Source organism: Cupriavidus sp. FW305-F7 (assembly GCF_058782875.1).
In genome coordinates this window covers 23,489-41,203 of record NZ_JBYSYC010000061.1, presented here as the reverse complement: position 1 = coordinate 41,203, position 17,715 = coordinate 23,489, and the positions used below count along the sequence as shown (strand labels likewise).

General features: G+C 66.9%; 17 protein-coding genes. 12 read left to right on the top strand and 5 right to left on the bottom strand.

Going from position 1 to position 17,715, the window contains the following annotated elements:
* The first annotated feature begins 68 nt into the window (after positions 1–68).
* Entirely contained in the window at positions 69–206 is a 138-nt protein-coding gene (locus AC3WL8_RS35600; RefSeq protein ID WP_256449324.1) for a putative hemolysin, read from the top strand.
* A gap of 11 nt (positions 207–217) precedes the next feature.
* Here AC3WL8_RS35600 and AC3WL8_RS35595 read toward each other — a convergent pair whose 3' ends face one another.
* On the bottom strand, positions 218–1,723 hold the full coding sequence (locus AC3WL8_RS35595; RefSeq protein WP_492379853.1) for a sensor domain-containing diguanylate cyclase: 1,506 nt from the start codon (positions 1,721–1,723) through the stop codon (positions 218–220).
* A 151-nt stretch (positions 1,724–1,874) separates the two neighbouring features.
* Entirely contained in the window at positions 1,875–3,311 is a 1,437-nt protein-coding gene (locus tag AC3WL8_RS35590; RefSeq protein ID WP_211980837.1) for an aminotransferase-like domain-containing protein, read from the bottom strand.
* Between the two features lie 175 nt (positions 3,312–3,486).
* On the opposite strand from AC3WL8_RS35590, the gene AC3WL8_RS35585 reads away from it, so the two are divergent.
* Together AC3WL8_RS35585 and AC3WL8_RS35580 are read left to right on the top strand one after the other, a co-directional pair.
* Positions 3,487–3,858 carry a hypothetical protein gene (locus AC3WL8_RS35585; protein ID WP_153956186.1) on the top strand — a complete coding sequence of 124 codons (372 nt, stop codon included), beginning with the start codon at positions 3,487–3,489 and terminating at the stop codon, positions 3,856–3,858.
* A gap of 67 nt (positions 3,859–3,925) precedes the next feature.
* Positions 3,926–5,551 (top strand): NAD(P)/FAD-dependent oxidoreductase, encoded by a 1,626-nt coding sequence (locus AC3WL8_RS35580; RefSeq protein ID WP_492379852.1) that lies wholly within the window; start codon positions 3,926–3,928, stop codon positions 5,549–5,551.
* Here the strand turns inward: AC3WL8_RS35580 and AC3WL8_RS35575 are convergent.
* Positions 5,548–6,813 carry a TIGR03862 family flavoprotein gene (locus AC3WL8_RS35575; RefSeq protein WP_492379851.1) on the bottom strand — a complete coding sequence of 422 codons (1,266 nt, stop codon included), beginning with the start codon at positions 6,811–6,813 and terminating at the stop codon, positions 5,548–5,550. The genes AC3WL8_RS35580 and AC3WL8_RS35575 overlap by 4 nt on opposite strands.
* Before the next feature lie 90 nt (positions 6,814–6,903).
* Here AC3WL8_RS35575 and AC3WL8_RS35570 point away from each other — a divergent pair, with 90 nt between their 5' ends.
* Complete coding sequence (locus tag AC3WL8_RS35570) at positions 6,904–7,479, top strand: DUF1415 domain-containing protein (RefSeq protein ID WP_013955955.1); 576 nt, start codon at positions 6,904–6,906, stop codon at positions 7,477–7,479.
* Here AC3WL8_RS35570 and AC3WL8_RS35565 read toward each other — a convergent pair whose 3' ends face one another.
* Positions 7,480–8,322, bottom strand: coding sequence for a class I SAM-dependent methyltransferase (locus AC3WL8_RS35565; protein WP_153956190.1), 843 nt, complete (start codon positions 8,320–8,322; stop codon positions 7,480–7,482). It lies immediately after the preceding gene.
* A 513-nt stretch (positions 8,323–8,835) separates the two neighbouring features.
* Positions 8,836–9,132, bottom strand: coding sequence for an ArsR/SmtB family transcription factor (locus tag AC3WL8_RS35560; RefSeq protein WP_211980840.1), 297 nt, complete (start codon positions 9,130–9,132; stop codon positions 8,836–8,838).
* Positions 9,133–9,564: 432 nt separating this feature from the next.
* Between AC3WL8_RS35560 and AC3WL8_RS35555 the strand changes: the two genes are divergently transcribed.
* From AC3WL8_RS35555 to AC3WL8_RS35520, 8 genes are read left to right on the top strand one after another with little or no spacing between them, the layout of a single operon-like run.
* Positions 9,565–9,858, top strand: a complete 294-nt coding sequence (locus tag AC3WL8_RS35555; RefSeq protein WP_211980841.1) for a Flp family type IVb pilin — start codon at positions 9,565–9,567, stop codon at positions 9,856–9,858.
* Positions 9,859–9,910: 52 nt separating this feature from the next.
* On the top strand, positions 9,911–11,440 hold the full coding sequence (locus AC3WL8_RS35550; RefSeq protein WP_211980842.1) for a pilus assembly protein TadG-related protein: 1,530 nt from the start codon (positions 9,911–9,913) through the stop codon (positions 11,438–11,440).
* Positions 11,441–11,498: 58 nt separating this feature from the next.
* Complete coding sequence (locus AC3WL8_RS35545) at positions 11,499–12,260, top strand: hypothetical protein (RefSeq protein WP_211980843.1); 762 nt, start codon at positions 11,499–11,501, stop codon at positions 12,258–12,260.
* A 13-nt stretch (positions 12,261–12,273) separates the two neighbouring features.
* Complete coding sequence (locus tag AC3WL8_RS35540) at positions 12,274–12,987, top strand: hypothetical protein (protein ID WP_249221253.1); 714 nt, start codon at positions 12,274–12,276, stop codon at positions 12,985–12,987.
* A gap of 4 nt (positions 12,988–12,991) precedes the next feature.
* Positions 12,992–13,165, top strand: a complete 174-nt coding sequence (locus AC3WL8_RS35535) for a hypothetical protein (RefSeq protein ID WP_010809200.1) — start codon at positions 12,992–12,994, stop codon at positions 13,163–13,165.
* A gap of 42 nt (positions 13,166–13,207) precedes the next feature.
* Positions 13,208–14,239 carry a Flp pilus assembly protein CpaB gene (gene cpaB / locus AC3WL8_RS35530; RefSeq protein ID WP_492379850.1) on the top strand — a complete coding sequence of 344 codons (1,032 nt, stop codon included), beginning with the start codon at positions 13,208–13,210 and terminating at the stop codon, positions 14,237–14,239.
* A gap of 55 nt (positions 14,240–14,294) precedes the next feature.
* Positions 14,295–15,836: a type II and III secretion system protein family protein gene (locus AC3WL8_RS35525; RefSeq protein WP_249221254.1), complete on the top strand. Its 1,542-nt coding sequence runs from the start codon at positions 14,295–14,297 to the stop codon at positions 15,834–15,836.
* A 7-nt stretch (positions 15,837–15,843) separates the two neighbouring features.
* Positions 15,844–17,706: a TadA family conjugal transfer-associated ATPase gene (locus AC3WL8_RS35520; protein ID WP_492379849.1), complete on the top strand. Its 1,863-nt coding sequence runs from the start codon at positions 15,844–15,846 to the stop codon at positions 17,704–17,706.
* Positions 17,707–17,715 lie beyond the last annotated feature (9 nt).

Sequence of the window (17,715 nt, the reverse complement as noted above, 5' to 3'; positions counted from 1 at the left end):
CGCCGAAAGGACGCCGACGGCGTCCGCGCTATCCTTCCCCGGCCTAAAGGCCGAGGCTTGCCGCGCACCTGGTCAACTGCACGCAGCGCGGCGGCAAGCTGCAGATCGTGTCGACACCGGCCGGCCAGTCCGGCATCTGCACCTTCCCGTCCGGCAAGCAATGCGAGGAGTGGGCGCTGATGCGCGGCCAATGCACGCCGGGCTGAGCCGCCAAGCTTCAATCGCGGCGGCGTTCGTTGGCCAGCGTAGTGTAGTAGTCGCGCTTGGCCTGATACATGCGGCTGTCGGCCAGCTTGACGATCTCGTTCAGCCGGTCGCCTTGCAGGCAGGTGGCGTGGCCGATGGAAAAGCTCAGGCGTGTTCCCGGGTAGAACTGGTTGTTCAGCTCCACCACCTTGCCGATCTGCTCGATCACCGTGGCAGCGCCGCGCTCGTCGCGCCCGGGCAGCAGGATCATGAACTCGTCGCCGCCGATGCGCGCCACGCAGGCCTGCTCGCCCACCGCCTTCTTCAACACCTCGCCGGTGCGGCGCAGCAGCCCGTCGCCGTCGGCATGGCCGAACTGGTCGTTGACCACCTTGAGGCCGTTCAGGTCCACCGCCACCACGCTGACCGGCCACGGGCCCTTACGGCCCAGCCGCGCCAGCTCGTCCTCATAGTAGGCACGGTTGTAGAGCTTGGTCAGCACGTCGTGCTTGCCCAGGAACTCGACATAGGCCTCGGCCTTCTTGCGCGCCGTGATATCGGTCAGCGACACCAGCACCTGGTCCCAGTCCGCTTCCCGCCCGGGGAACACCGACCACTGCATGAAGACGTCCACGGCGCGGCCATCGAGCGCGTAGTTGATGACTTCGCGCTGCTGCCACAGCTTCTCGTGCCAGAGGTCGATCAGCTGCTCGGCAAAATGGATGCGCATGTCGTCGCGGAACACATCGCCCAGCCGCGACAGCAGGACTTGCTTGCTGTCCGCGCCGAACATCTGCAGCGTCTGCTGGTTGACATCGAGCACACGAATCTCCTGCATGCAGCGCGAGACAAAGTCCGGATGCACGTTGAGGAAGGTGCGGAAGTCGGTAATGCCGGCGCCGCGGACCTCATCGAGCAGCACCTTGACCGCGCTGAAGTCCTCCACCCACAACGACACCGGCGAATGCTCGAACAGCCCCAGCGCATATTGCTCGCTGCGGCGCAGCTCGCGCTCGGTGCGCATGCGCGCGGTGATGTCCTTGATCGACAGCAGCACGCGCTCCCAGGTGTCTTCGTGGCCCGGCATCACCGTGGCCTCAAGCTGGATGTCGAGCCGCTCGCCATCCAGCGTGTAGTTGACTGTCTGGCTGGCGAAGCGACTGCCGCCGTCCCACAGCTGGCCGAGTTCCTCGACATGCTGATCGAGCATGTCGTCGCGGAACACGGTGTCGAGGTTGGCCACCAGGTCGTCGAGATCGGCCGCGCGGAACAGCTCCAGCGTGCGCCGGTTCACGTCGATCACGCGGATCAGCGCCGAGCATTGCGCCGCTTGCTGCGGGTTCGCGCGCAGGTGGGCGCGCAGGTCGGTGACACCTTCCTTGCGCAGTTGCGCAAAATACTCGCGCACGGCGCTGAAGTCTTCCAGCCACAGCGAGACAGGTGCTAGTTGGAACAGGGTTTGATAGTCGTCCAGGTTGTTGCCGGCAGGGTTGCCGACACCCTTGCCGACGGACGTTGCCGCGGATGCACTGCTCAAGGCTTTTCTCCTTTTTCTTTTTCCCGTGGTGCACGGCGCCCGTGGTCGGTCTTCGCCCCCGGAGACCAGCCGGGCAGCCCCTGCGCACCAGCGCATTAGGATAGGCGAGGCACCGGCAAAAGGGGAGGGATATTGCAGGCAGGCGCCAGGGCTAGCCTGCCAGCCGCTGCACGATGGCGGCCAGCGTGCCCAGCGCCCGCTCGATCTGCGCCGAGCGCGGCGTGCCGCAGTTGACGCGCAGGCAGTGGTCGAAGCGCCCGGCGTTGGAGAACATCACGCCCGGCATCACGCGGATGCCGGCCTGCAGCGCCTGGTCGAATACCGCTTCGGACGACACCTGCGCGGGCAGCTCCACCCACAGGTGCATGCCGCCGCGCGGCGAGCCCAGCCGCGTGCCGGCGGGAAAGCTGGCGGCGATGGCCTGCGCGAACCATTCGCGCTGCGCGCGCAGCCGGGTGCGCAGCCGGCGCAGGTGGCGGTCGTGCGCGCCGGAAGCCAGGAAGTCAGCGGCCGCCATCTGCGACAGCATCTCGTTGGGCCGCGACAGGCCGAACTTGAGCATCTCCACCCGCGCCTGCCATTTGCCGGCGGCGATCCAGCCCAGGCGCATGCCGGGCGCCAGCACCTTGTGCAGCGAGGCGCAGTGGATCACGTTGCCGCTGCCATCCCAGGCCTTGGCCGCGGCCGGCGGCGCATCGCTGTCGGCGGTGGCCGAGAAGCAGTCGTCCTCGATCAGCGCGATGCCACGCGCTTCGCACCACTGCACCAGCCGCGCCTTGTGCGCGTCCGGCATGATGCAGCCGAGCGGGTTCTGCAGGTTGGGCACCACCGCCACCGCGCGGATGTTGTCGTAGTGCTGCGCGGCCAGCTCCAGCGCCTCCAGCGAGATGCCGGTCTGGGGGCTGCACGGGATTTCCAGCGCGCGCATGCCCAGGCTTTCCAGGATCTGCAGCAGGCCATAGTAGGTCGGGGACTCCACCGCAATCACGTCGCCCGGGCCAGCCACCGCGCGCAGCGCGAGGTTGAGCGCCTCGGTGCAGCCGTGCGTGATGACAATCTCTTCCGGTGCCAGCTGCACGCGGTTGCGCAGCGCCTGGCGCGCAATCGCGGCGCGCAGCGGCTGGTAGCCATCGGACTCGACCGCCTCGCCGAACAGCTGCGGATGCCGGCGCAGCGCACGCGCCGCGGCACTGCGCAGGGCCTCGGTCGGGTAGAGCGACGGCGCGCAATAGGCGCCGCCCAGATCGGTATGCACGTGCTCATGCTGGCTGCGTGCCAGCAAGCCTGAAATGCGCTGGTGGATGCCAACGTACTGGGCCGGGTCCGGCAGCGCGGCGGCGGGCTCTGACAGTCCGGCCAGCGGGCCGCGCAGCGGCGCGGCAACAAAGTAACCCGAGCGTGGGCGCGCTTCCAGCAGGCCGTCGCTTTCCAGTTGCCGGCATGCCTGCAGCGCGGTGGACAGGCTCACGCTGTGCAACGCCATCAGCGCACGCACCGACGGCATGCGGTCGCCGGCGGCGAGCGTGCCGGATTCAATGGCGCGGCGGTAGTGGCCGGCAACCTGGCGGTAGAGCGGGGTGGTGTCCATGGGGGGATCGTGGCGTGGTCGGCCGCATCGGTACAGATACAGAAGCGGGGCCCCTGTATCGTAACAGCCCGAAATCCTGGTTGCTGTTCCGGTTCAGGTGCTACACGGGTGTGCCTGCCGCATGCGCTGGCCGGTCGATAGGCTGGAGTCCTGTGCCTGTTACCGGAGTCCTGTCATGCAAAGCGATCTCAACGACACTTCAATCGTAATGCCGCTTTCGGCCGGCCAGTGCCTGCGCGTGCGCGTGGCGGCGGGCACCGTGCTGCGTGCCGGCGTGGGTGAGCTGGAGGTTGCTGGGCCGCCGCAATGGCTGGCCGATACCTGCTATGTACCGCGGCGGCGCCTGCGCGCGGGCGACACGTGGATCGTGCCCGCGCGCGGCTGGCTGGCGGTGTCGGCCAGCCGTGCCGGCGCGCTCTTGGTCACAGCCCCGCCGGGCTGGCTGCCCCGGCTGCGAGCTTGGCTGGCGTGGTCCTGGCGCCGCACCGGCCCGGCTCGCCAGCCCGTATCCCGCCCGATTCCCGACTCCGCGCCCGAAAGACTATAAAATTGCGCTCCGGCCGGCCTGGCACATTGGTGTGCCCAACCCCCCGGCCGCAGTTCTCGGGTTCCCCATGCTACGTCTAAGTGAAGTCAAACTCCCGCTCGACCATACCGAAAGCGACCTGGACGCCGCCGTGCGCACCAGCGCCGCGCAGATCGGCGTCAAGGGAGACGGCCTGATCGGCTATACCGTGTTCCGCCGTGCCCACGATGCGCGTAAGCGCTCGGATATCAAGCTGACCTACATCATCGATATCGAGGTGCGGGACGAGGCCGCCGCCATCCAGCGCATGGCCGGCAAGCCGCACTGGAGCGTGACGCCCGACATGGCGTACCACTTCGTCGCGCGTGCCCAGGCAGGCAGCACGCATCCGCGCCCGGTGGTGATCGGCATGGGCCCGTGTGGCCTGCTGGCCGGGTTGATCCTGGCGCAGTCGGGCTTCCGCCCCATTATCCTGGAGCGCGGCAAGGCAGTGCGCGAGCGCACCAGGGACACCTTTGGCCTGTGGCGCAAGAGCGTGCTCAACCCCGAATCGAACGTGCAGTTCGGCGAGGGCGGTGCGGGCACGTTCTCGGACGGCAAGCTGTACAGCCAGATCAAGGACCCGAAGCACTATGGCCGCAAGGTGCTCAACGAGTTCGTGCGCGCCGGTGCGCCGGAAGACATCCTGTACAAGGCACGCCCGCATATCGGCACCTTCCGGCTCGTGAGCATGGTCGAAAAGATGCGCGCCGAGATCACCGAGCTCGGTGGCGAGATCCGCTTCGAGACGCGCGTGGACGATATCGACATCGACGGCGGCCAGGTGCGCGGCCTGAAGCTGTCCACCGGCGAATACCTGGAAGCCGACCACGTCATCATGGCGGTGGGCCACAGCGCGCGCGACACCTTCGAGATGCTGCATGAGCGCGGCGTGTTCATGGAGGCCAAGCCGTTCTCGCTGGGTTTCCGCATCGAGCATCCGCAGGGGCTGATCAACCGCAGCCGCTTCGGCAAGTTCGCCGGCAACAAGCTGCTGGGCGCGGCCGACTACAAGGTCGTGCATCACTGCAGCAACGGGCGTTCGGTGTACAGCTTCTGCATGTGCCCGGGCGGCACGGTCGTGGCGGCTGCTTCCGAGCCGGGCCGCGTGGTGACCAATGGCATGAGCCAGTACAAGCGCGCCGAGCGCAACGCCAATGCCGGCATCGTGGTGGGCATCACGCCCGAGGACTATCCCGGCGGCCCGCTCGCCGGCATCGAATTCCAGCGCAAGTGGGAAGCGCGCGCGTTCGAGCTGGGCGGCAGCAACTACTGCGCGCCGGGCCAGCTGGTGGGTGATTTCATCGCGGGCCGGGCATCGACCGCGCTGGGCTCGGTCGAGCCTTCGTACAAGCCCGGCGTGACGCCGACCGACCTGAGCACGTCGCTGCCTGACTACGTGATCGCGGCGATCCGCGAGGGCATTCCCGAGATCGACAAGAAGCTGCCTGGCTTTGCCCTGCATGATGCCGTGCTGACCGGGGTGGAAACGCGCACCTCGTCGCCGCTGCGCATCCGCCGCAACAACGATGACTACCAGAGCATCAATGTGAAGGGCCTGTACCCGGCGGGCGAAGGCGCGGGTTATGCCGGCGGCATCTACTCCGCGGCGATCGACGGCATCGAAGTGGCCGAGGCCGTGGCGCTAAGCATCGTCGGCGGCAAGGCCGCCTAAGCCTGCTGCAGGTAAGCCGCGGCGCCGAGCGCCGCGGTGCGCCCGCTGGCAAAGCACGCCGTCAGCAGGTAGCCGCCGGTGGGCGCTTCCCAGTCCAGCATCTCGCCCGCGCAGAATACGCCCGGCAGCGCGCGCAGCATCAACCCTTCATCCATCGCTTCGAAGCGCACGCCGCCAGCGCTGCTGATCACTTCATCGATGGGCCGCGGGCGCAGCAGCCGCAGCGGCAGCGCCTTGATCGATGCCGCCAGCGTGCCCGCATCGTGCATCGCTTCCTTCGACAGGCATTCGCGCAGCAGCCCGGCCTTGACGCCGGTGAGGCCAAGCCGGCTTTGCAGGTGGCTCGACAGCGAGCGCGCGCCGCGCGGATGCTTTACCTGCGCGCTGACGTGCTCGGCGCTGTGCGCCGGCAGCAGGTCAAGGTGGATGGTGGCGTCGCCATCGGCTTCGATGCGGTCGCGGATCGGTGCGGACAGCGCGTAGACCAGGCTGCCTTCGATGCCGGTTGCGCTGATGACGAACTCGCCCTGGCGGTAGTGCGCGTGTTCATCGCGATCGGCCAGGGCGATCGCGACGGGCTTGACCGGCTCACCGGCAAAGCGCTCGGCAAATGCCTCGCTCCACGCTACATCGAAGCCGCAGTTGGCGGGCCGCAGCGGCGCAATCTCGACGCCGCGCTCGGCCAGCCGCGGCACCCATGTGCCATCCGATCCCAGCCGTGCCCAGCTGGCGCCGCCCAGCGCCAGCACCACCGCGCGTGCCTGCACGACCGTTTCACCGTGCGGCGTGGCAAAGCGCAGCGCATGCTGCGCGCTCTCGTCCCAGCCCAGCCAGCGGTGGCGCATATGGAACTGCACGCCGGATTCGCGCAGGCGGTGCAGCCACGCGCGCAGCATCGGCGCGGCCTTCATGTCGGTCGGGAAGACGCGGCCGGAACTGCCGATGAAGGTTTCGATGCCAAGCCCGTGCACCCACTCGCGCAGGGCCTGCGGGCCGAAGCCCGCCAGCATCGGCGCGATCTGTGCGGTGCGGGCGCCATAGCGGCCCAGGAAGGCCGGCTGCGGCTCCGCATGGGTCAGGTTCATGCCGCCCTTGCCGGCCATCAGGAACTTGCGCCCGACCGACGGCATCGCGTCGTAGACGGCCACACTGGCACCCTGTGCCGCCAGCACTTCGGCCGCCATCAGCCCGGCCGGGCCGCCGCCGATGACGGCAACGTCTAGGCTGGCTTGAGAAGGGGAGGAAGTGGCGGAAGAGGGCATCAGGAGGCTCGGCAGGGGGCAGGGTGTTTCCGCCGCGGATTATAGAGCCTGCGGCAGCGCTAGAATGACGGTTTGCCGCGCCTTGCCATCATGACCTCCGCCACCCACTCCGCAGACACCGTCATCGCCGCCACCCGCCACTGGCTGGAGCGCGCCGTGATCGGGCTCAACCTGTGCCCGTTCGCCAAGAGCGTGTATGTGAAGGAGCAGGTGCGCTACGTGGTCAGCACCGTCACCGAGGCGCCGGACGTGATGGACGACCTGGAGCGCGAACTGCGCCTGCTGGCCGATGCCGACCCCGATCAGATCGACACCACGCTGCTGATCCTGCCGGATGCGGTGGCGGACTTCCTCGACTTCAACGACCTGCTGTATTTTTCCGAGCGCCTGCTCGGCAGCCTCGGCTTGGAAGGCACGCTGCAGATCGCCAGCTTCCATCCGCAGTACCAGTTTGCCGGGACCGAGCCGAACGATATCGAGAACTACACCAACCGCGCGCCGTATCCGATCCTTCACCTGCTGCGCGAGGATTCCATCGCCCGCGCGGCGGCGGCGTTCCCGGATGCGGCGGATATCTATGAGCGCAACCAGGCCACCATGCGCCGCCTGGGCCACGACGGCTGGCAGCGCTGGATTGCGGGCGAGGACGAACCCGAAAAAGGCTGATTACGCAGCCGGCGCCGGCGCGGTAAAGAAGCGTTCGCGCATCTCTTCCAGCCCCAGTCTTTCCAGCACCTCTTCCAGCCGCTCGGCCGGGCGGCGGCGCGGCAGGTCCTTGTACTGCGCGATGATCAGCTCGTTCTTCATCGAGTGTTCCCAGCCCACCAGCTCGGTCACGTTGACCTGGTAGCCATGCGCCTCCAGCTGCAGGCAGCGCAGCACATTGGTCACCTGGCTGCCGAACTCGCGCGTGTGCAGCGGGTGGCGCCAGATCTCCGTCAGCGGATTGCCCGCCAGCAGCTTGCCCTTGTGCTTGCGCAGCACGCTGGCCACTTCGGCCTGGCAGCACGGCACCAGCACGATATGGCGGGCCTCCTTGGCCAGCGCAAAGCGGATCGCATCGTCGGTTGCGGTATTGCACGCATGCAGCGCGGTGACGACGTCGACAGTGGGCGGCAACTGCGGCGAGGTGATCGAATCCGCCACCGACAGGTTCAGGAACGACATCCCCGGAAAACCCAGCCGCGCGGCCAGCGCCTGCGAGGTCTTCACCAGTTCTTCACGGGTTTCGATGCCGAAGATGTGCGAATCGTCCTGCAGCGCCTTGAAGAACAGGTCGTACAGGATAAAGCCCAGGTACGACTTGCCGGCGCCGTGGTCCACCAGCGTGACGCGGCCGCGCTCGGCCTTGACCTCCTGCAGCAGCGGTTCGATGAACTGGAACAGGTGATAGACCTGCTTGAGCTTGCGCCGGCTGTCCTGGTTCATCTTGCCGTCGCGCGTCAGGATATGGAGTTCCTTGAGCAGTTCGATGGACTGGCCGGGGCGGATTTCGTGGGTATTTGACATGAGGGGGGACTGCACAGGCTGCGGGACGCGGCGCGTCCCGGAATGCCGACAGTTTACCGAAAAGTCCCCAAGGGCCCCTGAGTGACGTGGACCTCACCGGCTCGGGCGTGGTGCAGCGGAGTCGTCGGCGTCGCCAGCACGGGTGGGTTTGAGCGAAATTGCGCGTCGGTGCCGGAGTAAATGGTAAAAATATTAAAAATGCTTGGCTGCTGCCCGTTCCAGGAATGATTGCGTTCCACCAGGCTCCGGTCGCTGGGCTTCAGCCAAAAAGGTGGCAAAAAGCAGTAATCGATTGCATTTCCCCGTCAGCGGCCGTGTGTGTTGCACATGGGCCAAGGCTGATTTCCGAAATCTGCAACGAACCGGAAACAACATAATTGACACGATTTGTGTCATGAGCTCGTAACGCGCAAATTTGGCAGAGGCGGATGGCGGGCTGACGTGCCGGGTTGGATGCGGTGACACGGTGGAGCGGTACGCCCGGCGGCGCGCCGCGCCGCCGGGACGTTGCCCTTACTGCAAGGAAGCGCATTTCCCGCCGAGAAATGCGAGGACTGAGGAAATGCCTTCGGTGGTGGCGGAGTAAATCATAAACCGTCCTTGCTGGCGGCTTTTAACCAATCCCGTTCTGACCAGTTCCTTCAAATGGAATGTTACGGAGGACGGGGTTAAATCGGAAGATGCTGAGATAATGCCCGCCGGTATTCCTTCCGGTCCCGAATCGGCGAGCAGTAAAAATATCCTGAGCCGATTTTCCTGTGCTAACGCCCCCAGTATTTCCACTGCGTTCTTTATATCCAGTTCTGCCATTTTTTTGCTTCTTTATTTTATGCCGCGGGCAGCTGGCAGGGGCGGTATGACTGCCCCGGTTCGCCTTGAAGTCCAGCAGGCAGGCCGCATGCGGCCTGCCGCCCGTGGCGCGGCTTGTCATCCGTAAATCAACACTCAATAGCACCCCATTGCTGGCAATGTGCCGGTTCCGAGAATAGTTCCTATAACCTCAGTGTATTGTAAAAGATTACTTTTTGTTACATTCGGGGGGGAGTCATTGGTAGGGTTATTTCAATGCTATTAAAAATATTGAAATTATTCTTCTTCGGCCCTAAGGAACCTTTTGATAGCATGCACGCCGCTGGTGCCGGATAACCGTTCGCATCAGCGTTTTCTTTACATATGGCTTCCATATGAGGCGCCTTTCATATGGCGCAACCGTTTCTGTGCATTCCCATGGAAGGAGTCGTTATGACATTCGCAAATCTTCGCCGCAAAGCGCGTCAGCAAGGTCAGGGCATGACCGAATACATCATCATCGTGGCACTGATCGCGGTGTCCGCGATCGGCGTCTATGCCATGTTCGGCCAGACTATCCGCAACCAGACGGCGGGCCTCGCCCAGGAAATGGCCGGCAAGAACGCGGCGTCCAAGCAGGCCATCAAGCAAGCCGGCAGCGCCGCGGACGATGCCAGCTCCAAGGCCAACCAGGGCAAGGGGCTGAACAACTACAACGTCGGCAACGACACGGGCAAGAACAACTAAGCGGCACCGCCGCCAGTTGCTTGCTGCGCTCCAGCACTCGCGATCCCGGAACATGGGCAAAACAGGTCTTGCGCATCGACGCAGCCGCCCCGGCCAGCGCGGTCAGGCACTCGCCTTCGCGCTGGTGTTCCTCGCCATTGGCGGGCTGGCCCTGTATCTCGCCTTCAACGCGAGCCAGCTGACCAGCGCCAAGACCAAGCTCCAGAACACGGCGGACGCAGCGGCCTATAGCGCCGCGGTGCTGCAGGCGCGCGACTACAACTTTGCCGCCTACGCGAACCGCGCGATGGTGGCCAACCAGGTGGCCGTGGCGCAGGCCGTGAGCCTCAAGTCGTGGATCGATGAGCTGAAGGGCACCTACACGGACAACACCTGGATCGACACGCTGGTTAAGATCTTCTCCGACGGGCAGTTGCTGTGGACCACGCCCAAGCAACTCGGCAAGGCCGCGATCACACCGGTGCGATCCGCCCTGAACACGCTGCTGCCGCCGCTGGTGACCGGGCTCGATGACATCATCGCCGCGCTCAGCATGGCGCAGCACGCCTACCACGCCGGCACCATCGCCGCGGTGCCGCTGGTGACCGACGAAGTCGCCAAGCGCAACCAGCCGGATTCGACGGTCAGTTCCGGCTACTTCTTCGGCCCGCGTTACGGCGTGCAGCTGGCCCGCTGGACCAAGTTCACCACCGTGACCGATCCGCAGAACCCCAAGCAGGGTTCGGCCACCGGCAAGGACCGCTTTGCCGACGTCACCACCGACGGCGCCACGCTCGACGGCTTCCTGAAGGACCGCGGCTCGCCGCGCTCGCCGACGGCGGTCCCGACCGCCTACAAGGGCTGCAAGGGCGCGGTGGTGGCCATCATGGTGACCGTCGTCACGCATGATGGCGGTACGCATTTGCGCCGCGACAAGAAGGGCTGGGAAGCACTCGATGCTTCGCAGGCCAACGGCACGCTTGCCTGTGTCTGGGCCACGCCGGCCGGCCCGGTCGGGTTTGCGATTCCCACCGTGTCCAGTGTCGGGCGCGGCGGCGCGGCCAATGGGCCGGGCGGGCGCTATTCGGGCCGCTCCGGCTATGGTGGCTACAGCAACTTCGGCGGTTCGCTGCTGAACCCGCTGACGCTGATCGCCGCGCAGATGCAGTACTCGTCGGGTCCTGGCAAGACCCTGCACAACAAGCCCGCGGGGCTGCAGGAGTACGCCGACCTGAGCAACCAGCCCAAGCCCGGCACCGGGCCCGTGGACGATTTCAACCGCGCGCCTTCGATCACGATCGAGGCGCAGCGCCAGGACACTTCAGTCGTCACCAGTTCGCGCGTGCTGCCGGGCGGCGATCGCCTGACGCTGGACGAACGCATGGCCGGCGGCATGATGCGCGCGCTTGCCAGCGGCAGCGCGTACTTTATCCGCCCGACCGACAGCGGCGGTATGGCGGGTGCGCTGCGCAGCGCGGCGGGGTGGCGGCGTGCCGATTCGCGCGTGGAATACCCGAGCCTCTTCAATCCGTACTGGCAGGCATCGCTGACGCAGACCAGCGATCTCGAACGTGTTGCCGCGATCGCGGCACAGGGCAACTGAGGGAGCGGAGATGCGCATGCGCAGGCCAGCCAGGCCGAACCGGGCAGCCGGACAGGCAATGATCGAATTCGTGATCGCCGCGATGACGGTGCTCGGCGTGCTGTTTCTCGGCATGGCGATGCTGGGCAAGTTCAGCGACGTGCGCAACAAGGCGCTGATGGCCTCGCGCTATGCCGGATGGGAGCGCACGGTGTGGACCGTCGATCCGGGCTGGCGCGCGTCACACGGGAGCTTCGCCAGCAAGGGCGACGAAGAGATCCGCAGCGAGTTCGTGCAGCGCGTACTGGGGCACGACCAGGCCGCGCTGGCGTCGAACGACCGCACGGCGCGCCGGCTGCCCGGCGGCATGGCGCCGATGTGGAAGGACCATGCCGGCGTGGACATGCTGCGCAACTATGCCGACGTGACCCTGGGCAGCGGCGTCGACGAGACGCCGGCCGCCACGCTCAAGCCGATCACGGCCGCCATGGGTGCGGCCAACGCGGTCAGCGCCGGCTTTGACCTGGCCACGCGCAACCTCTACCGGGCCGAGGTGGGGTTGTCCGTCGCCGGCGACAACGCGGCCCTGCGCGCGCTGTGGCCGGGCTGGACCGGCTTCGGCATGCAGGACCACACCGTGCTGCTGACCAACGCCTGGACGCCCGAGGGGCGCAACGGCACGCTTGCCGTGATCAAGGAAGCGGTGCCCACCAGCAAGGGCGGCGTGATCGACACCGCGCTGACCGTCGGGCTGGCCGCCTTCGGGCCGGAAATCCTGCAACTGGACCTGGGCCGCATCCAGCCCGACGTGGTCCCCGCCGACCGCCTGGGGGCCCGTTGAGATGAGAGGCTGCATGCATGGCGTCCTGATGCGCTGCCTGGCCGCGCTGCTGCCGTCTGCGCTCGCCTGGTCCGCCGCGGCAGCGACCGCGACAGACTGCACCCGGCAGCCGGTTGCGCCTGCCAGGGCGCATGCAGTTGGCACCGACATGGTGGTCAACGGCCTGCCCACGCGGGTGCTGACGATGGAGTTTGCCGGCACCGCCGAAGCGGTGTCGGACGCATGGCGCCAGTACTGGACCCGTGAAGGCGTGCCGGCGCGCGGCCAGCGGGCCGGCGGCCAGTACGTGCTGAGCGCGATCGACGGGCTTTGCCACTATGTGCTGTCGCTGGAACCCAGGCCCGCGCCGGGCGGGTATGTGGCGGGCATCTTCTCGGTCAGCAAGCTGGCGCCAGTGGCGTCCGGCGCCGGGCTGGGCGAGCTGGGCCTGCCGCCCGGCGCCAAGGTCCTGTCGGATGTCCAGAGCACGGACCGCGGCCAGCGCGGGCGCACCCTGGTGGTCCGGCTGCCGGGCAACGCGCAGGGCGCGCGGCAGCGCGCCGCCGACCGGCTGGCGGCGCAGGGCTGGAGTTCGGTGGTGCAGATGCCCGCGCCCATGGCCGATGGCTCCGGCCGCATCGAGGGCCTGACGCTGGCCATGCAGCGGCAGCAGGAACGCATGGATGCCACCTTTGTCGACCGCGCCGGCCAGACCGACGCGGTGATCACCGTGGCGCGGCCGGAGTAGGGCGATGGCAATCCGTAGCAGGCGCCAGCGCGGGCAGGCCGCGTTCGAATACATCGTCATCACGCTGCTGGTCGTTGCCGTGCTGGTCGCCGGTGGCGACAACTCGGTCATCAGCATGCTGGCCGCGGCGTTCAGGTCCTTCTTTCAGGCGTACAGCTTTTCCCTGTCACTTCCCTGACGCACCGCCACCGGGCGGCGTCTGGCCACTGCAAGCACATTCATGCTGAAGAAAATCAAGATTCATTCAATCATCGGGAATCCCTGGGTCGTCCTTGTCATCGCCGTGCTGGTCGCCGGCCTGCTGACGCTGTGGATCTACCGCTTCCTGAGCGGGCGCGAAGCGGCACTGAAAGAGCAACTGGCCGCGCAGCTGAACGAGGGCCGCCGCGTGGCCGTCATGGTGCCGGTGCGCAACGCTGCGCCGGGCACGATGATCGACGGCAATGGCTTCGCGGCGCGGGAGATCCCGGCCGACCTGGTCTACGAAGACATGATCCTGGCGAGCAGCTTCGACAAGGTGGCGAACCTGCGCCTGGTGCGCAAGGTGCGGCAGGGCCAGCCGGTGCGGCGCGCGGACGTGGAAGCGCTGCAGTCGCGCGATTTCTCCGACCTGCTCAAGCCCGGCAAGCGCGCCTTCACCATCGAGGTCGACATGGTCAATTCGACGGCCAAGATGCTCAAGCCGGGCAACCATGTCGACCTGTTCCTGATCAGCTCTACCTCGCCCACCGCGGCAGGCACCGACAAGCAGACCGCGCGCCTGCTGATGTCGGACATGCTGGTGCTGGCCACCGGCCAGGACGTGCGCCCGCGCGACTATGGCGAAGCCATGGCGGCGCAGGCCGCGGAGGGCGCGGAGGGCATGGAGACCAACCCTGACTACGACAGCCTCACGCTGATGGTGTCGCCAGAACAGGCGGCGCGGCTGGCGCTGGCGCAGAAGGTCGGCAGCCTGCGCGCGGTGCTGCGCAATGCGGCCGATAAGACCGCGACCCCGCAGATCGCGGTCAGCGAGCACGCGCTCTTTGCCGGTGGCGACGAAGCGGCCATCGAATACATCGTCGGTGGCCGTTCCGCGGGCGCCAACATGATCTCCAAGCTGCCTACCGCGCAGGACATCGGCAACGCCATTTCTTCGGCGCTGGCCAATGGGGGTTCCATGGGCGGTTCCGCGGGCGGCATCGCCCAGGCCCAGCAGGGCGCGGTTGCCAACGCCGCCAACGCCATGGCGGGCCGGCCGGCCTCGCGTTGAGCGTGGCCGCCGCACGACATCAGATTATCCAGAACACCAACTGACGGAACACGCAATGGATGGGTCTTTCGCGCAGCCCGGCGGCAACGCCGCGTGCCTGCAGGCGGTCACGGTACACAGAGCACCGGACGGGAAAACGGGTAAGGGCGCGCGCCATGCGGCGCGCGCGGGGATGGCAGCACTGGCGGCAGCCGCATTGGCCTCGGGGGCCTGGGCCGCCGAGCCCGTGACCACCGCGGCCCGCACTGGCGCTCAGCCGCCGTCGTACGAGGTGCCGGCGCGCTTTGGCGCGATCGAGCTGTTCAAGGGCGAGGTGCGCGCGCTCGAGGTGCCGGGCACCATCAAGCGCGTGGCCATCGGCAACGGCGCGCTTGTCAGCAGCACGGTGGTCGATGGCCGCCTGCTGCTGCTGGCCGAGGAAATCGGCACCACCAGCCTGATTGTCTGGAACGAGCGCGGCGTGGCGCTGCAGGGCAAGCTGCGCGTGGCGCCGGCCGATACCGCCGACGTGGCCCAGCGCCTGCGGGCGTCGCTGGGCAGCGTGCGCGGACTGAAGATCGAGGTGGTGGGCCCCAGCGTGGTGCTGTCGGGCATCGTCGATCCGCAGATGGTGCCGCTGATCAAAACCGCCACCTCGGGCCTGGACAGCGTGGTCAACCTGGTGCGCGCCGACGAGGGGGATGCCCTGAAGAAGACCGTGCACTTCAAGGTCCACATCATGGAGATCACCCGGCGCGGCATGGAGAAGCTGGGCATTGCCTGGCAGCAGAGCTTCAACGGGCCGCAGATCGCCTTCGCGGGCAATCCGGTGCACACCGGGCGCTATCGGACGCTGCCGTCCACCGATGCGGCCACCTTCACCGATACCCCGAGCCAGGTGGCCGGCGCCGCCAGCGGTTTCTATCTCGGCATTGCCACGACCATCTTCTCGCGCATCAACCTGGCCATCTCCGATGGCGATGCCTACGTGCTCGCCGCGCCGGAACTCAACAGCAAGAGCGGCGGGCTGGCCACCTTCCTGGCCGGAGGCGAAGTGCCGATTCCCAAGGCCGGGGCGTTCGGCACCACCGACGTGGACTACAAGCCGTACGGGATCAAGCTCAACATCCGCCCGGCGGTGAACGTCGACAACGTCATCTCCACCACGCTGGAAACCGAGATCAGCCAGATCGATCCGTCGGTATCGTTCGGCGGCTTCCCGGCATTCCTGACGCGCCGCACCACCTCCGAGACCTCGATCCGCGCGGGCGAAACGCTGGCAATCTCGGGGCTGGTCAATGCCGACGCGTCCAAGGCCGTCGACAAGGTGCCGCTGCTGGGCAGCATTCCCATCCTCGGGCGATTGTTCCGTTCCGACGAATTCCGCAACAACAAGAGCGATCTGGTGATCTTTGTCACCCCCGTCGTCTATGACCCGGCCAGCCCGGAAAACGGCGCGCTGCTGCAGCGTGGTGCTGATGTCGATGCCAATTACCGCCACCGCTTCGGCGAGCCGAGCCCGCTGCCCGCGGCGAATGCCGTGCGCGAGCAAGAAGTGATGGAGCAGAAGCGGCCGCCGCTGCCGCCGCCCGGCGTCGACCCGATGAACGGGGGCTGATCCGGCCATGCTCAATATCCGCCTGCAGCAGCGCAATGGCAGCGCCGAAGTGATCCATGTCAAGGGGCCGGGCTGCACCATCGGCAAGGATCCTGGCTGCGACATCGTCCTCAAGGGCCTGCTGATCGGCAAGATCCACGCCCGCATCGAAGGACACAACGGTGGCTGGTATATCGAGGATCAGGGCGGCATTGCCTCGACGCTGATCAACGGCGACCCGATCACGCGCTATGGCCCGCTGGCGGCGGCCGACCAGATCGAGATCGGCGGGTTCGTGATGTCGGTCGTAGCCGAGCCGGGACGTGCGGGAACAGGCGCGGCGGCGCAGCCATCGCCGCCGCAGCAGAACCACACCCAACCGCAGCGGGATGCTCCGGCGCCTCAAGCGGCGGTGTCGGTGCCCAAGCCTGTGCCGCCTCCGTCGCCGCCACGGGAGGCGGTGACGGAGGCGGCATCGCCCCAGGCAAGCGTGCCGGTGCTGCGCGACGCCATGCCCGCACCCAGGCCGCCGGCGCCTGCGCCGATACCGGCGCCGGTGGCCGCCAAGCCTGCGCCGGTGCCGCCGGCCGACGAGGCATTGCGCGCGCCGATCAACTCGCTGCGCGGCGTGGAACTGCGCAAGCAGGCGCACCAGCGTCTGATCGCGGCACTCGACCTGCGCCGCGTGAATGTCGCGCGCATGGACGAGGACGAACTGCGCGAACTGGTGGGCTCGCTGCTGGATGACATCCTGAAGGAGAGCGTGTTCCGCAGCCAGGAGATCCCGCTGGATGCGCTCAAGCATAGCGTCTTCGACGAAGTGATCGGGCTGGGTCCGCTTGAAGAGCTGCTGGACGACGACGCGGTCTCGGAAATCATGGTCAACTGCCATGACGAGATCTTTGTCGAGCGTGCCGGCAGGCTGACGCGTTCACCGGTGATCTTTACCGACGACCGCGCCGTGCTGGGCGCCATCGAGCGCATCGTTGCGCCGCTGGGACGGCGCATCGATGAAAGCTCGCCGATGGTCGATGCGCGCCTGCCCGATGGCTCGCGCGTGAACGCGGTGATCCCGCCGCTCGCCCTCAAGGGGCCGAACATCACCATCCGGAAGTTCTCGCGAAAAAAGCTCAGGGGCGAGGACCTGGTCGGCTTCGGGTCGCTGTCGCCCGAGATGCTGGAGTTCCTGCGCACCGCCGTGGAGCGGCGCGCGAATATCGTGATCTCCGGCGGCACGGGCTCGGGCAAGACCACGCTGCTGAACGTGCTGTCGAGCTTTATCCCGGACGACGAACGCATCGTCACGGTCGAGGATGCGGCCGAGCTGCAGCTGTCGCAGCCCAACCTGGTGTCGCTGGAAGCGCGGCCGCCAAATATGGAAGGCAAGGGCGCGGTGACGATCCGCGACCTGGTCAAGAACTGCCTGCGCATGCGCCCGGACCGAATCGTCGTCGGCGAATGCCGCGGCGGGGAAGCGCTGGACATGCTGCAGGCCATGAACACCGGCCATGACGGCTCGCTGACCACGGCCCACGCCAACTCGCCGCGGGACTGCCTGTCGCGTCTTGAGGTGATGACGCTGATGGCGGGGCTGGACCTGCCGGTGCAGGCCATTCGCGAGCAGGTCTGCTCGGCGGTCGACGTGATCGTGCAGCAGACCCGTTTTTCCTGCGGCTCGCGGCGCGTGACGCATATCACCGAGGTCAGCGGCATGGAAACGGGCGTGGTGCAGTTGCAGGACGTGTTCATGTTCCGCGAGGAAGGCTACGGTGCCGACGGGAAGGTCAAGGGGCGCTATGTCGCCACCTCATATATCCCGGATTTCTACCAGGACCTGATCCGGCGCGGCATCCAGGTCAATACGGGCATCTTCACCGCCCACGACGAGTAAGGAGGCGAT